Genomic DNA, 17,418 nt, shown 5'->3' on the forward strand with positions numbered 1-17,418 from the left:
CCTTACCAGCTCGACTTCACGAGGCCGGGAACCAGGCCCTTGGAGCCGAGTTCACGCAGCGCGATGCGCGAGAGCTTGTTCTTGCGATAGTTCGAGCGCGGACGCCCGGTCAGTTCGCAGCGGTTGCGGATGCGCGTCGGTGACGAGTTGCGCGGCATCTCGGCGAGCTTCAGCGTCGCCGCGAAGCGCTCTTCCATCGGCTTGGTCTTGTCGGCGATGATCGCCTTCAGCTTCTCGCGGCGCGGGCCGGCGTTCTTCGCCATCCGCTTGCGCCGGTTGTTCTTCTCGACTGAACTCTTCTTTGCCATGCTTGGCTCCTGGGTATCCGCGTTTGAGTGGCTTTGGCTCAGCTACTCACTGCCGGAACGGGAAATTGAAAGCGGTCAACAAGGCGCGCGCCTCGTCGTCGGTCTTGGCGGTGGTGCAGACCGTGATGTCCATGCCACGCGCTTCCGAGACCTTGTCGAAGTCGATCTCGGGGAAAATGATGTGCTCCTTGATGCCGAGCGAGTAGTTGCCGCGGCCGTCGAAGCTCTTCGGGTTCAGGCCGCGGAAGTCGCGGACGCGGGGCAGCGCCACGTTCACCAGGCGGTCGATGAACTCGTACATATGGGTCTTGCGCAGCGTGACCTTGCAGCCGATCGGCTGGTTTTCACGCAGCTTGAAGGTCGCGATCGCGATCCGCGAATAGGTCACGATCGCCTTCTGGCCGGCGATCTGGGTCAGCTCGGCAGCGGCGGTCTCGGCCTTCTTGCGGTCGTTGACGGAATCGCCAACGCCCATGTTCAGCACGACCTTGTCGAGACGCGGCACCTGCATCACGTTGGCATAACCGAACTTCTCGGTCATCATGCCGCGGATCTTCTTGTCGTACTCCGTGCGCAGGCGCGGAATGTAAGCGGTATCAGCCATCGATCTCTGCTCCCGAGTTCTTGGCAACACGAACCTTCTTGCCATCGGCCTGAATCTTGAACCCAATGCGGGTCGGCTTTCCGTCCTTGCCGACATACGCAATGTTGGACAGGTGGATCGGCGCCTCCTTGGAGATGATGCCGCCTTCCTGGGTTTGGCTCTGCTTCTGGTGACGCTTCACCAGGTTGATGCCGCGAACGAGAGCCTTGTTCTCGTCCGGACGCACCTCGAACACCTCGCCGGTGCGACCCTTGTCGCGGCCGGTGAGCACCATGACCTTGTCGCCCTTGCGGATCTTGGCAGCCATCACAGCACCTCCGGCGCGAGCGAAATGATCTTCATGTGGTTCTTGGCGCGCAGCTCGCGCGGCACCGGCCCGAAGATACGGGTGCCGACCGGCTCGGACTGATTGTTGATCAGCACGGCGGCGTTGCGGTCGAAACGGATGACCGAACCGTCGGCGCGGCGGATGTCCTTGCGGACCCGGACCACGACGGCCTTCATCACGTCGCCCTTCTTCACCTTGCCACGCGGAATGGCTTCCTTGATCGACACAACGATAACGTCGCCCACGGTGGCATAGCGGCGCTTGGAACCTCCAAGAACCTTGATGCACATGACACGGCGTGCGCCTGAATTATCGGCCACGTCGAGGTTGGTCTGCATCTGAATCATTGATGCACCTCGTCCTCTTTCTGCGCTTTAGCGCGCTCAAAATTTCCCTGAAGTACTTCGGCCAGGCCGAAGAAATCAGGCCGTTTTCTTGTGTTCGCCCCGGACCACGGTCCAGCGCTTCAGCTTCGAGATCGGCTTCGATTCCTCGATCCAGACCATGTCGCCAGGCTTGAACTGGTTGTTCTCGTCGTGCGCGTGGTAGTTCTTGGAACGGCGGATCGTCTTCTTGTAGATCGGGTGGGTGAAGCGGCGATCGACGCGCACCACGATGGTCTTGGCTTGCTTGTCGCTGACGACCACGCCCTGCAGAGTACGTTTCGGCATAGCTGGCCCCTTACTTCTTCTTCGCGCGCTGCTGCGCGGCGATGGTCTTGATACGAGCGATATCGCGGCGGGCTTCCCGCATCCGCGACGTGTTCTCCAGCTGCCCGGTGGCGCGCTGGAAACGCAGGTTGAAGCGTTCCTTCTTCAGGTTCAGGACCGCGTCTTCCCGCTGGTCGTCGCTCATCGCGCGAATGTCTTCAACTTTCATCTCGGCCATGGCGATTACTCCGCAATGCGCGCGACGAAGCGCGTCTTGATCGGCAGCTTGGCGGCGGCGAGCGACAATGCTTCCTTGGCGGTCTGCACCGGCACGCCGTCGATCTCGAACATCACGCGGCCCGGCTTGATCCGGACCACCCACAATTCCGGGGCACCCTTGCCGGAGCCCATGCGGACTTCGGCAGGCTTCTTCGACACCGGCACGTCCGGGAACACGCGGATCCAGACGCGGCCGGCGCGCTTCATGTGACGGGTCAGCGCGCGGCGGGCGGCTTCGATCTGACGGGCGGTGACGCGCTCAGGCTCCATCGCCTTCAGGCCGAACTGGCCGAACGCCAACGTCGCGCCAGAGGTCGCAACGCCGTGGATACGGCCCTTATGCGCCTTCCGGAACTTCGTTTTCTTAGGTTGCATCATGGCTTTAAGCCCTCAAATTCCTGCTTTGCCTCAAGCGGCGTCGCGGCGCGAACGCGGCGTGTTGTCGCCTTCCGCCATCTTCTTGTCCTGGGCCATCGGATCGTGCTCGAGGATCTCGCCCTTGAAGATCCAGACCTTGACGCCGCAGGTGCCGAAGGTCGTGAACGCGGTAGCGACGCCGTAGTCGACGTCGGCGCGCAGCGTGTGCAGCGGCACGCGACCTTCGCGATACCACTCCATGCGCGCGATTTCGGCGCCGCCGAGACGGCCCGAGCAATTGATGCGGATGCCCTCGGCGCCGAGACGCATCGCCGACTGCACGGCGCGCTTCATGGCGCGGCGGAACGCGACGCGGCGCTCGAGCTGCTGGGCGATCGATTCAGCGACCAGGGTCGCGTCGAGCTCCGGCTTGCGGATTTCGACGATGTTGATCACGACGTCCGACGAGGTGATGTCGGCAACCTTCTTGCGCAGCTTGTCGATGTCGGCGCCCTTCTTGCCGATCACGACGCCCGGACGGGCCGAGTGGATCGTCACGCGGCACTTCTTGTGCGGACGCTCGATCACGATGCGGGCGACAGCCGCCTGCTTGAGCTCCTTGTGCAGGATCTCGCGGATCTTGACGTCCTCGTGCAGGAGCTTGCCGTATTCCTGCTTGCCGGCGAACCAACGGGAGTCCCAGGTCCGGTTGATGCCGAGACGCAGCCCGATTGGATTGATCTTTTGACCCATCGTCTTCTCCTGCGCCCTTCTTAGGCGCTTGCCTCGGCCTCGACCTGACGAACCACGATGGTCAGGTGCGAGAACGGTTTGAACACACGGCCCGAACGGCCACGGCCGCGCGGAGCAAAACGCTTCATCACGATGCCGTTGCCGACATGCGCCTCGGCAACGACGAGATCGTCGACATCGAGGTCATGGTTGTTCTCGGCGTTGGCGATCGCCGATTCCAGGCACTTCTTGACGTCGACCGCGATCCGCTTGCGCGAGAACTGCAGGTCGGCGAGCGCAGCGGACGCCTTGCGGCCGCGGATCAGCTGCGCCACCAGGTTCAGCTTCTGCGGGCTGACGCGCAGCATGCGGGCGACGGCCTTGGCCTCATTGTCCGCGAGGCTACGTTCGCGCTTTGGTTTGCTCATCGTCTATTCCTCAAGCCTTCTTGGCTTTCTTGTCGCCCGAGTGGCCGTGGAAGGTCCGGGTCGGCGAGAACTCGCCGAACTTGTGACCCACCATTTCCTCGTTGATCGCCACCGGCACGTGCTTCTGGCCGTTGTAGACACCGAAGGTCAGGCCGACGAACTGCGGCAGGATGGTGGAGCGGCGGCTCCAGATCTTGATGACGTCGTGACGGCCGGACGCGCGGGCGGCATCTGCCTTCTTGAGCAGAGAACCCTCGACGAACGGGCCTTTCCAGACTGAACGAACCATGTCCGGCGTTCCTTACTTCTTCCGCTTGTGGCGGCTGAGGAGAATGAATTTGTTGGTCGACTTGTTGGTGCGGGTCTTCTTGCCCTTGGTCGGCTTGCCCCACGGAGTAACCGGGTGGCGACCGCCCGAGGTACGACCTTCACCACCGCCGTGCGGGTGATCGATCGGGTTCATGACGACGCCGCGGTTGTGCGGACGCCAGCCGAGCCAGCGGGTACGACCGGCCTTGCCGATCGAGATGTTCATGTGGTCCGGGTTCGACACCGCGCCGATCGTGCCGCGGCAACGGCCGTGCACGAGACGCTGCTCGCCCGAGTTCAGGCGGACGATCACGTAGTCCTGGTCGCGACCGACGATCTGGGCGTAGGTGCCGGCGGAGCGCGCCAGCTGACCGCCCTTGCCGATCTTCAGCTCGATGTTGTGCACGATGGTGCCGACCGGCATGTTGCCGAGCGGCATGACGTTGCCCGGCTTGACGTCGACATAGTTGCCGGCGACGACGGTGTCGCCCGCCGCCAGACGCTGCGGCGCCAGGATGTAGGCCAGCTCACCGTCCTGATACTTGATCAGCGCGATGAACGCGGTGCGGTTCGGATCGTACTCGAGCCGCTCCACGACCGCCGGCATGTCCACCTTGTCGCGGCGGAAGTCGACGGTGCGGTAGGCCTTCTTGTGGCCGCCGCCGCGGAAACGCACGGTGATGCGACCGGTGTTGTTGCGACCGCCATTGCCGAGCTTGCCCTCGGTCAGGGTCTTCACCGGCTTGCCCTTGTAGAGCGCCGAACGATCGACCATGACCAGCTGGCGCTGGCCCGGCGTCGTGGGATTGTAGGTTTTCAATGCCATCGTCGTTGCGCCTTATAGTCCGGTAGTCACGTCGATGCGGTGGCCCTCTTCCAGGGTCACGATCGCGCGCTTGATGTCCGACTGCGAGCCGAGATTGCCGCGGAACACCTTGGTCTTGCCCTTGCGAACGAGCGTGTTGACGCTCTTCACCTTGACGTCGAACAGCTTCTCGACCGCTTCCTTGATTTGCGGCTTGGTGGCCTTGGCGGCGACCTTGAACAGCACCTTGTTGTGCTCGGAGGCGAGCGTCGCCTTTTCCGTCACGACCGGCGAAATGATGACGTCGTAGTGGCGCGGATCGATGTTCTTCATTTGAAGCGCGCCTCCAGCGCATCAACCGCAGCCTTGGTCAGCACCAGCTTGTGGCGGCGGAGAATGTCGTAGACGTTGATGCCCTGGATCGGCAGCACGTCGATGTTCGGAATGTTGCGGGCCGCGGTCGCGAAACCGGCGTTGAGCTCGGCGCCGTCGATGATCAGCGCGTTGGTGAGCCCGAGGCCAGAGAAGTGACCGAGCAGCGCCTTGGTCTTGGCGGCCTCGAGCGCGGCGTTGTCGATCACGATCAGACCGCCGTCCTTGGCCTTGGCCGACAGCGCATGCTTCAGAGCGAGCGCACGCACCTTCTTCGGCAGGTCGGTCGCATGGGAGCGAACAACCGGACCGAACGCACGGCCACCGCCGCGGAACTGCGGCACGCGAGCCGAGCCGTGACGGGCGCCGCCGGTGCCCTTCTGCTTGTACATCTTCTTGCCGGTGCGCCAGACATCGGCGCGGCCCTGGGCCTTGTGAGTGCCGGCCTGACGCTTGTTCAGCTGCCACTGCACGCAGCGCTGAATGATGTCGGCGCGGGGCTCGAGACCGAAGATCGCGTCAGAGAGCTGAACGGATCCGGCGTCCTTGCCTTCAAGGGTCGTGACTTTCAGTTCCATCTCACACGCCCTCCTTCTCGGCTACAGCTTCAACAGCGTCGCCGCCGGCAACCTTGAACTTGCCGGGCTTCGGGGCTTCCTTCGGCAGCGGCTTCTTGACGGCGTCGCGCACCGAGATCCAGCCGCCCTTGGAGCCGGGAACGGCGCCTTCGACGAGGATCAGGCCGCGTTCGACGTCGGTCTGCACCACGCGCAGATTGAGCGTGGTGATGCGGTCGACGCCCATGTGACCGGGCATCTTCTTGTTCTTGAACGTCTTGCCGGGATCCTGACGACCACCGGTCGAACCGATCGAACGGTGCGAGACCGACACACCGTGGGTGGCGCGCAGACCGCCGAAATTCCAGCGCTTCATGCCGCCGGCGAAGCCCTTACCGATCGAGGTGCCGGTCACGTCGACGAACTGGCCGACCACGAAATGGTCCGCCTGGATCTCCGCGCCGACCGGGATCAGCGCGTCCTCGGACACGCGGAACTCGGCGACCTTGCGCTTCGGCTCGACCTTGGCGACTGCGAACTGGCCGCGTTCGGCCTTGGGCATGTACACGGTCTTACGGGCGCCCGAGCCGAGCTGAAGCGCGACATAGCCGTTCTTCTCGGTCGTGCGGTGGCCCAGCACCTGGCAGTTGCCCAACTTCAGCACGGTCACAGGGATATGTTCGCCGGTCTCCGTAAAGACCCGCGTCATCCCGACCTTCTGTGCGATCACTCCGGAGCGCATCGGCGTGCTTCCTGTCTTTCTGTCCGCAAGCGGCGGACGTAAAAATCCAAAACCTTAGAGCTTGATCTCGACGTCGACACCGGCGGCCAGGTCGAGCTTCATCAGCGCATCGACGGTCTGCGGGGTCGGGTCGACAATGTCGAGGAGGCGCTTGTGGGTGCGCATCTCGAATTGCTCGCGGCTCTTCTTGTCAACGTGCGGCGAACGGTTGACGGTGAACTTCTCGATGCGGGTCGGCAGCGGAATCGGTCCGCGAACCTGCGCACCGGTGCGCTTCGCCGTGTTCACGATCTCACGGGTCGACGTATCGAGGATTCGATGGTCGAACGCCTTGAGACGGATGCGAATATTTTGGCCGTTCATTGCCGTATTCTTTCTTTAGTGAGTGGCGAGTAGCGAATAGCGAATGGTGACCCACCCGCTACTCGCCATTCCCTATCGCATACTTACTCGATGATCGCGGCGACGACGCCGGCGCCGACGGTGCGGCCGCCTTCGCGGATCGCGAAGCGCAGCTTTTCTTCCATCGCGATCGGCACGATCAGGTGCACTTCCATCGCGATGTTGTCGCCCGGCATCACCATCTCGGTGCCTTCCGGCAGGTGCACGACACCGGTCACGTCGGTGGTGCGGAAGTAGAACTGCGGACGGTAGTTGGTGAAGAACGGGGTGTGGCGACCGCCCTCTTCCTTGGTGAGGATGTAAGCCTCAGCCTTGAACTTGGTGTGCGGCTTGACCGAACCGGGCTTGCACAGCACCTGGCCACGCTCGACTTCCTCGCGCTTGGTGCCGCGGAGCAGCGCACCGATGTTGTCGCCGGCCTGGCCCTGATCGAGCAGCTTGCGGAACATTTCGACGCCGGTGACGATGGTCTTCTGGGTGTCGCGGATACCGACGATTTCGATTTCCTCGCCGACCTTGATGATGCCGCGCTCGACACGGCCGGTGACGACGGTGCCGCGGCCCGAGATCGAGAACACGTCTTCAACCGGCATCAGGAACGGCTGGTCGATCGGACGCTCCGGCTGCGGGATGTACTCGTCGACATTGCGCATCAGCTCGAGGATGGCGTCGTGGCCGAGCTTCTTGTCCTTGTCTTCGAGGGCGGCGAGCGCCGAGCCCTTGATGATCGGAATGTCGTCGCCCGGGAATTCGTACTTCGAGAGCAGTTCGCGGACTTCCATCTCGACGAGCTCGAGCAGCTCCGGATCGTCGACCATGTCGCACTTGTTGAGGAACACGACCAGCGCGGGCACGCCGACCTGGCGGGCGAGCAGGATGTGCTCGCGGGTCTGCGGCATCGGGCCGTCAGCGGCCGACACGACCAGGATCGCGCCGTCCATCTGGGCGGCACCGGTGATCATGTTCTTGACGTAGTCGGCGTGGCCGGGGCAGTCGACGTGGGCGTAGTGGCGGTTCTGCGTCTCGTACTCGACGTGAGCGGTCGAGATCGTGATGCCGCGCGCCTTCTCTTCCGGCGCCTTGTCGATCTGGTCGTAGGCGGTGAACGTCGCGCCACCGGTTTCTGCAAGCACCTTGGTGATCGCTGCGGTCAGCGAGGTCTTGCCATGGTCGACGTGACCGATGGTTCCGATGTTGCAGTGGGGCTTGTTACGCTCGAATTTTGCTTTGGCCATTTGACTCTCCGTTCAGTCGTTAGCTGCTAACCAACGACAATCAAGCAAACTTTTTCTGGACTTCAGCCGACACGTTCGCCGGTGCTTCGGCGTAGTGATCGAACTGCATCGTGAAGGTCGCGCGACCCTGGCTCATCGAGCGCAGATTGTTCACGTAACCGAACATGTTCATGAGCGGCACCATCGCGTTGATCACGTTGGCGTTGCCACGCATGTCTTGGCCCTGGATCTGGCCGCGCCGGGAATTCAGGTCGCCGATGACCGAACCGGTGTAGTCTTCCGGGGTCACGACCTCGACCTTCATGATCGGCTCGAGCAGAACGGACTTGCCCTTCGTCAGCGCCTCGCGGAATGCAGCCCGCGACGCGATTTCGAACGCCAGCGCCGACGAGTCGACGTCGTGGTACTTGCCGTCGACCAGCTGCACCTTGACGTCCACCACCGGGAAGCCGGCAACGACGCCGGAGCCCATCACGCTGTTGAGGCCCTTTTCGACGCCGGGGATGTACTCCTTCGGCACCGCACCGCCGACGATCTTCGATTCGAACTCATAGCCCTTGCCGGGCTCGTTCGGCTCGACGACGATCGACACTTCGGCGAACTGACCGGTACCGCCGGTCTGCTTCTTGTGCGTGTACTTGACTTCGGCCTTCTTGGTCACGCGCTCACGGAACGCCACCTGCGGCGCGCCGATGTTGGCATCGACCTTGTAGGTGCGCTTGAGGATGTCGACCTTGATGTCGAGATGGAGTTCGCCCATGCCCTTGAGAATGGTCTGGCCGGACTCTTGGTCGGTCGACACGCGGAACGACGGATCCTCCGCAGCGAGCTTGGCGAGCGCCACGCCCAGCTTCTCCTGGTCGGCCTTCGACTTCGGCTCGATCGCGATCTCGATCACCGGCTCCGGGAATTCCATCTTCTCGAGGATGACCGGCTTGTCGGGATCGCACAGCGTGTCACCGGTGCGCGCTTCCTTCAGGCCTGCCAGCGCGACGATGTCGCCGGCATAGGCTTCCTTGATGTCTTCGCGGTTGTTCGCATGCATCAGCAGCATGCGGCCGATACGTTCCTTCTTCTCGCGGGTCGAGTTCACGACGCCGGTGCCCGAGGCCAGGATGCCCGAGTAGATGCGGCAGAAGGTGATAGTGCCGACGAACGGGTCGTCCATGATCTTGAACGCGAGCAGCGCGAGCGGCTCCTTGTCGTCCGCCTTGCGCACGACTTCGTTGCCATCCTCATCGGTGCCCTTGATCGCGGGCACGTCGATCGGCGACGGCAGGTAGTCGACGACGGCGTCGAGCAGCGGCTGCACGCCCTTGTTCTTGAACGCGGAGCCGCACAGCACCGGATAGAACGCGCCGGTCAGCACGGCCTTGCGGATCAGGCGCTTCAGGGTCGCCTCGTCCGGCTCCTTGCCGTCGAGATAGGCGGCCATGGCGTCGTCGTCGAGCTCGACGGCGGCTTCCACCATCTTCTCGCGGTATTCCTTGGCCTGCTCGACCAGATCTTCCGGAATGTCGACATAGTCGAACTTGGCGCCGAGCGATTCATCGTTCCAGATGACGCCCTTCATCTTCACGAGGTCGACGAGACCCTTGAAGTTGTTCTCGGCACCGATCGGAAGCTGGATCGCGATCGGCTTGGCGCCGAGGCGGTCGACGATGTCGGACAGGCACTTGAAGAAGTCGGCACCGGTCTTGTCCATCTTGTTGGCGAAGACGATGCGCGGAACCTTGTACTTGTCGCCCTGGCGCCAGACGGTCTCGGTCTGCGGCTCGACGCCCTGGTTGGAGTCGAGAACGCAAACGGCGCCGTCGAGCACGCGCAGCGAACGCTCGACTTCAATGGTGAAGTCGACGTGGCCGGGGGTGTCGATGATGTTCAGGCGCTTGCCAGCCCAGAACGCAGTGGTCGCAGCCGAGGTGATCGTGATGCCACGCTCCTGCTCCTGCTCCATCCAGTCCATCGTCGCGGCACCTTCGTGCACTTCGCCGATCTTGTGGCTCTTGCCGGTATAATACAGGATGCGCTCGGTGGTCGTGGTCTTGCCGGCGTCGATATGCGCCATGATACCGAAGTTGCGGTAGTCCTCGATGGCATGTTGGCGGGGCATGAGACTGTTCCTTAGATTCCGTTATTCGCCTTACCAGCGATAGTGCGAGAACGCGCGGTTGGCTTCCGCCATCCGGTGCACGTCTTCGCGCTTCTTGACCGCGTTGCCGCGATTGTTCGAAGCGTCGAGCAGCTCCGCAGAGAGACGCTCCGTCATGGTCTTCTCGTTGCGCTCACGGGCGGCCGAGATCAGCCAGCGAATGCCGAGCGCCTGACGACGCACCGAACGCACTTCGACCGGAACCTGGTAGGTCGCGCCGCCGACGCGGCGGGAACGAACCTCGATGGTCGGCATGACGTTCTCGAGCGCCTGCTCGAACACGCCGAGCGGCGGCTGCTTGGTCTTGGCCTCGATCATGCCGAGCGCACCGTAGACGATGTTTTCGGCAACCGACTTCTTCCCGGCGTACATCACCGAGTTCATGAACTTCGTAATGATGATGTTCCCGAACTTCGGGTCCGGAAGAACTTCACGCTTCTCAGCAGAGTGGCGACGCGACATCTGATCGTTTCCTGCTTACTTCGGACGCTTCGCGCCGTACTTCGAACGACGCTGCTTACGGTTCTTGACGCCCTGGGTATCCAGCACGCCGCGGAGGATGTGGTAGCGCACGCCGGGCAAGTCCTTGACGCGGCCGCCGCGGATCATGACCACCGAGTGCTCCTGCAGGTTATGGCCTTCACCCGGGATGTAGCCGATCACCTCGAAGCCATTGGTCAGGCGCACCTTGGCGACCTTACGAAGCGCCGAGTTCGGCTTCTTCGGGGTCGTGGTGTAGACGCGCGTGCACACGCCGCGCTTCTGCGGCGACTGCTGCAGCGCCGGCACCTTCTTACGTGACTTCTGCACTTCACGCGGTTTTGCGATCAGCTGGTTGATCGTCGGCATGTAGCCTTCACCCTTTAGTTCGCGAAGCCTTGAATGGCTCCGCCAATTCTTCTCGGGAAAAGCCGTCCCGTACGGCCCGCTCGACGCGAATCAAATACCCGCGCAAAGCGAAATCGCGCCAACCACTCATCGCTGAGCGGAAAGCGCTTCGACGCCACAGAGGACCGCGATCCCGAACCGATCAGCGTTCGCTGTTCAGTCCGCCACCGAGGTCATGCATCCGAAATCAATCTCAAGAGGACGAGCTCAAGAGAACCAATATCGTCCTGGCATTGCCTAGCTATCATCGACAGCGTTTGAGCGGCATTCGTCGAGGTTGGTGCCCGTCCGGCGCCTGAAAAAGGACCTTCGGGGTGTTCCGTTCCGACGCTGGCTAGCTCACCGCCTGTCGTTAAGTGGGGGCCTTGTATAATCGAGAGATAGTGAAGTCAAGCAAAACGACAAGCAAAGAAACGCCTCTGGCACTTGCGGATTTCGCATTTCTCCGACGCTCGGGGCAAGGCGAAATGTGACAGCCTCCGCGCCTCCCCTCGCCTCGATCCGAATCTCCGGCTGACCTGCGGAATCATATTATACCCGGATAAAATAAGATTAGAAACAACTCTCCCCAACTTAGACCTGAAGGCAAACTTCGAAACTAAGCCTTTATTTGCCATTCGCGGCGCAAAAATCCGGGTCACGGCCACGGAAAGCTCTCATGCGGTACACCGACATCGCGATCATCGGCGGAGGTCTTGCGGGCTCGACCGCAGCCGCCATGCTCGGCCGTGCCGGGATACCGAGCCTGCTGATCGACCCTCACCAGGTCTATCCATTCGATTTCCGCGTCGAGAAGATCGGCGGCGACCTCCAGCTCGAGCGATTCGCCAGGACCGGACTGGCCGAATCCGTGCTTCGTTCGGCAACGCTGGACGGCGAGAACTGGATCGCGCGATTCGGCCGTCTGCTGGACCGGCAGCCGAGCCGGCAATACGGCATCATGTACGACGAGCTGATCGCGGCGATCCGGAATGAGATCACCGGGTCGGCGGCATTCATCCGCGACAAGGTCGTCGATGTCGCGACCAGCTCCGAGCGGCAGAAGATCGTGCTCGCTGGTGGCGAGGAGATTTCGGCGCGCCTCGTCGTGCTCGCCAACGGCCTGAATGTCGGGCTGCGCCGAATGCTCGGCATCGAGCGGCTGGTCACCAGCCACTGCCACTCGATCTCGCTCGGCTTCGATTTCGTCCCCGTCGGCCGCCCCGCTTTCCCGTTCGCGGCCATGACCTATTTCTCGGAGCGGCCGAGCGACCTCATCCCCTACATCACGCTGTTTCCGGTCGGGAACCGGATGCGCGCTAACCTCTTCACCTACCGCCCGGCCGACGATCCCTGGCTGCGGGCGATGCGGCGCAATCCGGTCGAGACGCTGAACGCCGCGCTGCCGCGGCTGCGCCGGCTGACCGGCGAGTTCGGCATCGCCGGCGACATTAAGGTCAGGCCCGCCGACGTCTATGTCAGCACCGGCTATCGGCAGGCCGGCGCCGTGCTGGTCGGGGACGCCTTCGCCAGCACCTGCCCGGTCACCGGCACCGGGACCGACAAGGTGTTCACCGACGTGGCCCAGCTCTGCAACGTCCACATCCCGGCCTGGCTCGCCACCGACGGCATGGGCGAGCAGAAGATCACCGCGTTCTACGACGATCCGGTCAAGACCGAGTGCGACGCCTGGTCGAATGCCAAGGCGTTCGATTTCCGGCAGGTGTCGATCGGCACCACGCCCTACTGGCAGGCACAGCGTTGGGCGCGTTTCCTCGGCTATCTCGGCCGGGGCTGGTTGCGCCGGCTGCACAGCTCGCCGGCGCCGTCAGCGACGCGACCGGCCAATCAATTCCGGCAGCGTCCGCACGCCGCGGACAGGGCGTAAGACGAGATCATAAGGCGCTACGCATCCGCGACGCGGCGGGCGTCACGCCTCCTCGTCTTCGTCCTCGTCTTCTTCATCATCATCGTCATCATCCGCGTCGTCGTCATCCTCGTCGTCCGCGTCATGATGCGAGAGGCCCTGGTCGTCCCACAGCTTGCGGTAGACGCCATTGCGGGCCAGCAGCTCCTGGTGCGAGCCGCGTTCGATCGCCCTGCCGCCCGATATCACGATGATCTCGTCCATCTCGACCACCGAGGTCAGGCGGTGCGTCGACCAGATCATGGTGCGGCCCTCGGCGACCTTCAGCAGCGTGCGGTTGATCGCAGCTTCCGTGGTTTGGTCGAGCGCCGAGGTCGCCTCGTCGAGCAGCAGCACCGATGGGTTGCGGATGATCGCGCGCGCGATCGCGATGCGCTGGCGCTGGCCGCCCGACAGCGTATCGCCGCGCTCGCCGACCGGCGTGTCGTAGCGCTGCGGCAGGCTCATGATGTAGCGATGGATCTCGGCCTTCTTCGCGGCGTCCTCGACCTCCGCGTCGGTGGCCCCTTCCTTGCCGAGCCGGATGTTCTCGCGGATCGACATGTTGAACAGCATGTTCTCCTGGAACACGACCGCCATGTTGGCCCGCAGCGATTCGCGCGTCACCCGGCGGATGTCGACGCCGTCGATGGCGACGCGACCCTCGTCCGGCACGTAGAGCCGCAGGATCAGGTTGATCAGCGTGCTCTTGCCGGAGCCGCTGGGGCCGACGATCGCAATGCTCTTGCCGGCATTGAGCTTGAGGCTGAGATTGTCGAGCACCGGCGTCTGCGCCCCCTCATACTGGAAGGTGACGCGGTCGAACGAGATGTCGTTGGTGATGCGCGGCAGGTCCGGCGCGCCGGGCCGGTCGGCGCCGCGGGTCGGCTCGTCGAGCAGCTCCTGGATGTGCCGCACCGCCGCCGCCGACGAGATCGACACCGGGATGAAATGCATGAGATGGGCGATGTTGTACGACACCTCCCAGAATGCACTCTCGAAGGTCACGAAGGTCCCGACCGTGATCTGGCCCTTGGTGGCGAGATAGGCGCCGATCGCCAGCACCACGAGGTGCAGCAGCAGCACCGCGATGGTGACGGTGCGCTCCACCATGGTCGACAGGAACATCGCCGAGGCGGCCTTGGCGCGGACGTCGCGGTTGCGCAGCGTGAACCAGCCGAGCGCCCGCCGCTGCAGGTTGAACGCCTTCACCACCGCTTGCGCGGCGACGTTCTCCTGCACGGTGCCGAGCAGCGCGGCTTCGTTCTGCTTCTGCTCGTAATTGGCCTGCACCGCCTTCGGCGTCAGGATGCGCGGACCGATCAGCGTGATCGGAAACACCAGCAGCGCGACCGCGGCGAGCTGCCAGTTCAGGAACAGCATCAGGATGATGCCGGCGATCAGTTCGAGGCCCGGCAGCGCTGCGCTGTTGGCGAAGGTCTTGACCGAGCCCTCGAAGGCCGAGAGGTCGATCGAGAAGCGCGACAGGATCTCGCCGCGCTTGGTGCGCGCGAAATAGGCGGACGGCAGGTTCTGGACGTGCTCGAAGATCCGGGTCCGAACGTCGGCGATGATGCCGGCGGCAAGCCGCGCATCCCAGCGCTCGTACCAGACCGCGATGATCGAGGTGACGATGCCGGCGACCGCAAGCACGCCCAGGATCTTGTAGAGAGCGCCGAAATCCTCCTCGCCGAGCGCATCGTCGATCAGGAATTTCAGGCTGAGCGGCATGATGACGTTGAACAACGTCTCGACCACCACGCCGAAGGCAACGAAGGCGAACGGCTTCCGGTAGCTCGCCAGGATCGGCCTGACGAAGCCAAAGATCGTGGAGAGCGCGCCGGCGGCTTCCTTGGCGGTGTAGACGACGAGATCCTCGTCATCATCGTCGTCATCGAGCTCGAACTCGTCGTCCTCGTCCTCATCATCTTCGTCGTCAGCCGGAGACGCGGCCGGCTTCGCGGAGGCCGTCGCCGCGGGCGGACCGGTCACGGCCGCGGGCTTCTTCTTCAGCTCGGGATCGTCAGCCGCCGGTCTCGTCGGATCGTCTGATGCAGGAGGTCTTGATGCAGGAGGTCTTGGCGCCATGAAACCAACCGATGCTCCACGGCCGGCATGACCGCAAATCGAAACCGCAGCGGCGAGCGCTGCGGCGGCGATCCTATGCGATCAGGATGAATTCGGCAAAGCGTTTGGAACGGCTGCATCGCCATGCGATCGCGACGATTCGCGACCACGCGTTGCCGCCGTTTGACGTTTGGTTGACGCAGGACCAATCGCCTTGCGTCAGACCCGTCAGTCGTTGCCGCTAGTCATCGAGGTCGGACTCGACCTTGTCGAAGAACGAATAGCGCAAGCTGTCGGAGTCGGCGTACCACTGCCCCGGCCCCTTGTTGGCGGCCAGCGTCAGCGTCCACAGCGCGTCGGTGCAGTCGCGGCGGTGCATCGACAGGTCGAAACCGTTGCCGAAGAACAATTCCGACCACTCCCACCAGGTGCCGAGCTTCTTCACCCCGCGCAACAGGTCGTAGCGATCGATCACCGCCGGCGCCATGTCCGAGGTCACCGACGCGAACACGACGCCGGTCTTGACCACGCGGTTCAGCTCGCGCACGCCGCGCACGACCTGCTTCTCGCCGAGATGGCACAGCGAGGTCTCGAACACGAAGTCGAACTCGTTGTCCTTGAACGGCATGTCGGCAATCGAGCCGAGCTTGTTGTACTTCTTCAGCGCCTTCGGCGTCTTGCCGTGGATGTAGCGGTTGTTCTCGATGCCCCAGGCATCGATCCCGCGCTCGCGCAGCGCGCCAACCAACTCGCCGCTGGCGGAGCCGGCGATCAGGAGCTTGTAGCCCTTCGCCCTGCCCCACACGGTCTTGATCAGGTCGGTCAGATAGGTCGGGTCGGTGAAGTTGCGCCAGACCTCGCTGTAGGGGCCGGCGCCGCGATAGTTCTCGAAATAGCTGCGGTCGATCTTGTCGGACAGCGCGCCCTCGTCCTGCGCGCGGGCGCGGCGCAGCCGCATCATCTCGGTGACGACGATGTCGGTTGCGGCATCGGAGGAATCCAGCAGGCCGTTCAGCGTCGAATCGAACAGATAGTCGCCGACCACCACGATGCCGGGATGCTGCTTCGGCTCGGGGCGATGGTTGGTCATGACGTCGCGCACCGGCAGGCCGCCCGGCAGCGCGTTGACCGACGACAGCCAGCGATGGATCTTGCCCTCGAGGAAGTGTTCGCGGGCATCGCCGAGCGAGGCCGGCAGCGACTTCAGCGCGGCGTCGATCAACTCCTGGTCGGAGAGATTGGCGTAAGCGAGCGCATCGGAGCCCGCGATCAGCCAGTTCAGCACGCCGTGCTTGCCGACATCGTGGCGCGCGCCCTCATTGTAGACGCAGCAGCCGCCGAACGCCTCCGACATGAACCAGGCGCCCGGGATCTTCTCACCCCAGAACGGCTCGTCGAACAGGATCGAGACGCGCAGATAATGCGCCGGCCGGTCGAAATAGGCGACGTGCTTGACCATCGACTTGCGCAACTCTTCGCCGTCCCAGCGCATGGTCGCGAGCCAGGAGTGCGGCAGGCAGACCAGCACGAGGTCGAAGTCGCGGGTCTCCGGCCCCTTGCCGTTCATCATGTTGAGCTGGTAGCGGCCCTGTTCGGTCTTGCCGACCTTGAGCACGCGATGATTGAGCTGGATGTCGGCATTGACTTCCGAGCGCAGGCAATCGATCAGCTGCTCGTTGCCGTTCTGGATCGAATACAGGCCGATATAGCCGTCGACATCCATCACGTAGTTCTTCAGCGCGTTGAGGCCGTTGGTGTTGTGGCTCTCGGTCGCGAGATCGGAGCGCGCCATCACCTTGAAGAACCGCTTGGCCGTCGCGTCCTCGACCTCCTCGTCGAGGATCTGCTCGGCGGTCTTGTAGGCCCAGGGATGCTCGTTGTCGTAGGATCCGACACCCTCGTAATATTCGATCGGCGACACCAGCTCGCTGCAGCGCTTGCGGAACGTCTCGATCGCGGCCGCGGTCTTCGCTCCGTATTTGCGACGCATGCCGGGAACGTCGGCGAGCAGCTCGCCATCGAGCTGCACCTGCTCGGCGTCCATCGGGATCGTCTGCAGCCCGAAATGCTGGATCAGCTCGCGCAGCGGGTCCGGACCCGTCATCGAGTAATCATAGATCTCGGCAACGCCGGCCTCATACATCGCAGGCGCGCTGTCGAATTTGCGCGTGACGACCTTGCCGCCGAGGCGGTTCGACGCCTCGAAGATGGTGATGCGACAGAGGTCGCCGAGTTTGCGCTTCAAATACCAGGCGCTCATCAGCCCCCCGGGGCCGCCGCCTACAATAGCCAAGTCGAGCATATCGATTCCGTCGTCT

22 protein-coding genes are annotated in these 17,418 nt (G+C 63.3%); 1 reads left to right on the plus strand and 21 read right to left on the minus strand.

Translation table 11 applies throughout. The annotated features are described in order from the left end of the window. Window positions 1–2 precede the first annotated feature (2 nt). The 19 genes from rpsN to rpsL all read right to left on the minus strand — a co-directional run bounded on the left by rpsN (window position 3) and on the right by rpsL (window position 11,109). On the minus strand, window positions 3–308 hold the full coding sequence (gene rpsN / locus JQ616_RS12790) for a 30S ribosomal protein S14 (RefSeq protein ID WP_016843757.1): 306 nt from the start codon (window positions 306–308) through the stop codon (window positions 3–5). 46 nt (window positions 309–354) lie between these two features. Then, complete coding sequence (gene rplE / locus JQ616_RS12795) at window positions 355–912, minus strand: 50S ribosomal protein L5 (protein ID WP_029878722.1); 558 nt, start codon at window positions 910–912, stop codon at window positions 355–357. Further along, window positions 905–1,219: a 50S ribosomal protein L24 gene (rplX, locus tag JQ616_RS12800; protein WP_212014910.1), complete on the minus strand. Its 315-nt coding sequence runs from the start codon at window positions 1,217–1,219 to the stop codon at window positions 905–907. Before rplX ends, rplE begins: the two co-directional genes overlap by 8 nt. Then, window positions 1,219–1,587, minus strand: a complete 369-nt coding sequence (gene rplN / locus JQ616_RS12805) for a 50S ribosomal protein L14 (RefSeq protein ID WP_011473865.1) — start codon at window positions 1,585–1,587, stop codon at window positions 1,219–1,221. Before rplN ends, rplX begins: the two co-directional genes overlap by 1 nt. 75 nt (window positions 1,588–1,662) lie before the next feature. Continuing rightward, window positions 1,663–1,911, minus strand: a complete 249-nt coding sequence (gene rpsQ, locus JQ616_RS12810) for a 30S ribosomal protein S17 (RefSeq protein ID WP_016843754.1) — start codon at window positions 1,909–1,911, stop codon at window positions 1,663–1,665. 10 nt (window positions 1,912–1,921) lie between these two features. Further along, window positions 1,922–2,128: a 50S ribosomal protein L29 gene (rpmC, locus tag JQ616_RS12815; protein ID WP_024578576.1), complete on the minus strand. Its 207-nt coding sequence runs from the start codon at window positions 2,126–2,128 to the stop codon at window positions 1,922–1,924. Between the two features lie 5 nt (window positions 2,129–2,133). After that, on the minus strand, window positions 2,134–2,547 hold the full coding sequence (gene rplP / locus JQ616_RS12820; RefSeq protein WP_016843752.1) for a 50S ribosomal protein L16: 414 nt from the start codon (window positions 2,545–2,547) through the stop codon (window positions 2,134–2,136). Between the two features lie 30 nt (window positions 2,548–2,577). Next, complete coding sequence (gene rpsC, locus JQ616_RS12825) at window positions 2,578–3,279, minus strand: 30S ribosomal protein S3 (RefSeq protein WP_018272135.1); 702 nt, start codon at window positions 3,277–3,279, stop codon at window positions 2,578–2,580. A gap of 20 nt (window positions 3,280–3,299) precedes the next feature. Continuing rightward, a complete protein-coding gene (rplV, locus tag JQ616_RS12830) occupies window positions 3,300–3,686 on the minus strand; it encodes a 50S ribosomal protein L22 (RefSeq protein WP_018272136.1) in 387 nt (128 codons plus the stop codon). Window positions 3,687–3,696: 10 nt separating this feature from the next. Next, window positions 3,697–3,975, minus strand: coding sequence for a 30S ribosomal protein S19 (gene rpsS / locus JQ616_RS12835; RefSeq protein ID WP_018272137.1), 279 nt, complete (start codon window positions 3,973–3,975; stop codon window positions 3,697–3,699). A gap of 12 nt (window positions 3,976–3,987) precedes the next feature. After that, on the minus strand, window positions 3,988–4,821 hold the full coding sequence (gene rplB, locus JQ616_RS12840; protein WP_021081655.1) for a 50S ribosomal protein L2: 834 nt from the start codon (window positions 4,819–4,821) through the stop codon (window positions 3,988–3,990). Between the two features lie 12 nt (window positions 4,822–4,833). Beyond that, complete coding sequence (locus tag JQ616_RS12845; RefSeq protein ID WP_212014912.1) at window positions 4,834–5,133, minus strand: 50S ribosomal protein L23; 300 nt, start codon at window positions 5,131–5,133, stop codon at window positions 4,834–4,836. Beyond that, window positions 5,130–5,750: a 50S ribosomal protein L4 gene (rplD, locus tag JQ616_RS12850; protein WP_163150593.1), complete on the minus strand. Its 621-nt coding sequence runs from the start codon at window positions 5,748–5,750 to the stop codon at window positions 5,130–5,132. The genes JQ616_RS12845 and rplD overlap by 4 nt, the downstream gene beginning before the upstream one ends. 1 nt (window position 5,751) lies before the next feature. After that, window positions 5,752–6,471 carry a 50S ribosomal protein L3 gene (rplC, locus tag JQ616_RS12855; RefSeq protein WP_212014914.1) on the minus strand — a complete coding sequence of 240 codons (720 nt, stop codon included), beginning with the start codon at window positions 6,469–6,471 and terminating at the stop codon, window positions 5,752–5,754. 54 nt (window positions 6,472–6,525) lie between these two features. Continuing rightward, on the minus strand, window positions 6,526–6,834 hold the full coding sequence (gene rpsJ, locus JQ616_RS12860) for a 30S ribosomal protein S10 (protein ID WP_002712302.1): 309 nt from the start codon (window positions 6,832–6,834) through the stop codon (window positions 6,526–6,528). An 83-nt stretch (window positions 6,835–6,917) separates the two neighbouring features. Continuing rightward, on the minus strand, window positions 6,918–8,108 hold the full coding sequence (gene tuf / locus JQ616_RS12865; RefSeq protein ID WP_212014916.1) for an elongation factor Tu: 1,191 nt from the start codon (window positions 8,106–8,108) through the stop codon (window positions 6,918–6,920). 40 nt (window positions 8,109–8,148) lie between these two features. Then, on the minus strand, window positions 8,149–10,221 hold the full coding sequence (gene fusA, locus JQ616_RS12870) for an elongation factor G (RefSeq protein ID WP_212014917.1): 2,073 nt from the start codon (window positions 10,219–10,221) through the stop codon (window positions 8,149–8,151). 30 nt (window positions 10,222–10,251) lie between these two features. Beyond that, the gene (rpsG, locus tag JQ616_RS12875; RefSeq protein ID WP_021081660.1) at window positions 10,252–10,722 is read right to left on the minus strand and encodes a 30S ribosomal protein S7; all 471 of its coding nucleotides are present in this window, start codon (window positions 10,720–10,722) and stop codon (window positions 10,252–10,254) included. A gap of 15 nt (window positions 10,723–10,737) precedes the next feature. Further along, complete coding sequence (gene rpsL, locus JQ616_RS12880; RefSeq protein ID WP_028168167.1) at window positions 10,738–11,109, minus strand: 30S ribosomal protein S12; 372 nt, start codon at window positions 11,107–11,109, stop codon at window positions 10,738–10,740. Between the two features lie 697 nt (window positions 11,110–11,806). Here rpsL and JQ616_RS12885 point away from each other — a divergent pair. Beyond that, window positions 11,807–13,015: an FAD-dependent oxidoreductase gene (locus JQ616_RS12885; protein ID WP_212014918.1), complete on the plus strand. Its 1,209-nt coding sequence runs from the start codon at window positions 11,807–11,809 to the stop codon at window positions 13,013–13,015. Window positions 13,016–13,057: 42 nt separating this feature from the next. Here JQ616_RS12885 and JQ616_RS12890 read toward each other — a convergent pair whose 3' ends face one another. Both JQ616_RS12890 and JQ616_RS12895 read right to left on the minus strand, forming a co-directional pair. Then, window positions 13,058–15,121, minus strand: coding sequence for an ABC transporter ATP-binding protein (locus JQ616_RS12890; protein WP_212014919.1), 2,064 nt, complete (start codon window positions 15,119–15,121; stop codon window positions 13,058–13,060). Window positions 15,122–15,341: 220 nt separating this feature from the next. Beyond that, complete coding sequence (locus JQ616_RS12895) at window positions 15,342–17,402, minus strand: FAD-dependent oxidoreductase (RefSeq protein WP_212014920.1); 2,061 nt, start codon at window positions 17,400–17,402, stop codon at window positions 15,342–15,344. Between the last annotated feature and the right edge of the window lie 16 nt (window positions 17,403–17,418).

This window comes from Bradyrhizobium tropiciagri (assembly GCF_018130545.1).
Classification (GTDB): domain Bacteria; phylum Pseudomonadota; class Alphaproteobacteria; order Rhizobiales; family Xanthobacteraceae; genus Bradyrhizobium; species Bradyrhizobium tropiciagri_A.

Coding starts and splice junctions, on each gene's coding strand:
- JQ616_RS12885 (WP_212014918.1), top strand. CDS start 11,807: ATGCGGTACACCGACATCGCGATCATCGGCGGAGGTCTTGCGGGCTCG.
- rpsN (WP_016843757.1), bottom strand. CDS start 308: ATGGCAAAGAAGAGTTCAGTCGAGAAGAACAACCGGCGCAAGCGGATG.
- rplN (WP_011473865.1), bottom strand. CDS start 1,587: ATGATTCAGATGCAGACCAACCTCGACGTGGCCGATAATTCAGGCGCA.
- rpsJ (WP_002712302.1), bottom strand. CDS start 6,834: ATGAACGGCCAAAATATTCGCATCCGTCTCAAGGCGTTCGACCATCGA.
- rpmC (WP_024578576.1), bottom strand. CDS start 2,128: ATGGCCGAGATGAAAGTTGAAGACATTCGCGCGATGAGCGACGACCAG.
- rplE (WP_029878722.1), bottom strand. CDS start 912: ATGGCTGATACCGCTTACATTCCGCGCCTGCGCACGGAGTACGACAAG.
- rplB (WP_021081655.1), bottom strand. CDS start 4,821: ATGGCATTGAAAACCTACAATCCCACGACGCCGGGCCAGCGCCAGCTG.
- rpsL (WP_028168167.1), bottom strand. CDS start 11,109: ATGCCGACGATCAACCAGCTGATCGCAAAACCGCGTGAAGTGCAGAAG.
- rplD (WP_163150593.1), bottom strand. CDS start 5,750: ATGGAACTGAAAGTCACGACCCTTGAAGGCAAGGACGCCGGATCCGTT.
- rplP (WP_016843752.1), bottom strand. CDS start 2,547: ATGATGCAACCTAAGAAAACGAAGTTCCGGAAGGCGCATAAGGGCCGT.
- tuf (WP_212014916.1), bottom strand. CDS start 8,108: ATGGCCAAAGCAAAATTCGAGCGTAACAAGCCCCACTGCAACATCGGA.
- rpsQ (WP_016843754.1), bottom strand. CDS start 1,911: ATGCCGAAACGTACTCTGCAGGGCGTGGTCGTCAGCGACAAGCAAGCC.
- rplX (WP_212014910.1), bottom strand. CDS start 1,219: ATGGCTGCCAAGATCCGCAAGGGCGACAAGGTCATGGTGCTCACCGGC.
- fusA (WP_212014917.1), bottom strand. CDS start 10,221: ATGCCCCGCCAACATGCCATCGAGGACTACCGCAACTTCGGTATCATG.
- rplV (WP_018272136.1), bottom strand. CDS start 3,686: ATGAGCAAACCAAAGCGCGAACGTAGCCTCGCGGACAATGAGGCCAAG.
- rplC (WP_212014914.1), bottom strand. CDS start 6,471: ATGCGCTCCGGAGTGATCGCACAGAAGGTCGGGATGACGCGGGTCTTT.
- JQ616_RS12890 (WP_212014919.1), bottom strand. CDS start 15,121: ATGGCGCCAAGACCTCCTGCATCAAGACCTCCTGCATCAGACGATCCG.
- JQ616_RS12845 (WP_212014912.1), bottom strand. CDS start 5,133: ATGAAGAACATCGATCCGCGCCACTACGACGTCATCATTTCGCCGGTC.
- JQ616_RS12895 (WP_212014920.1), bottom strand. CDS start 17,402: ATGCTCGACTTGGCTATTGTAGGCGGCGGCCCCGGGGGGCTGATGAGC.
- rpsS (WP_018272137.1), bottom strand. CDS start 3,975: ATGGTTCGTTCAGTCTGGAAAGGCCCGTTCGTCGAGGGTTCTCTGCTC.
- rpsG (WP_021081660.1), bottom strand. CDS start 10,722: ATGTCGCGTCGCCACTCTGCTGAGAAGCGTGAAGTTCTTCCGGACCCG.
- rpsC (WP_018272135.1), bottom strand. CDS start 3,279: ATGGGTCAAAAGATCAATCCAATCGGGCTGCGTCTCGGCATCAACCGG.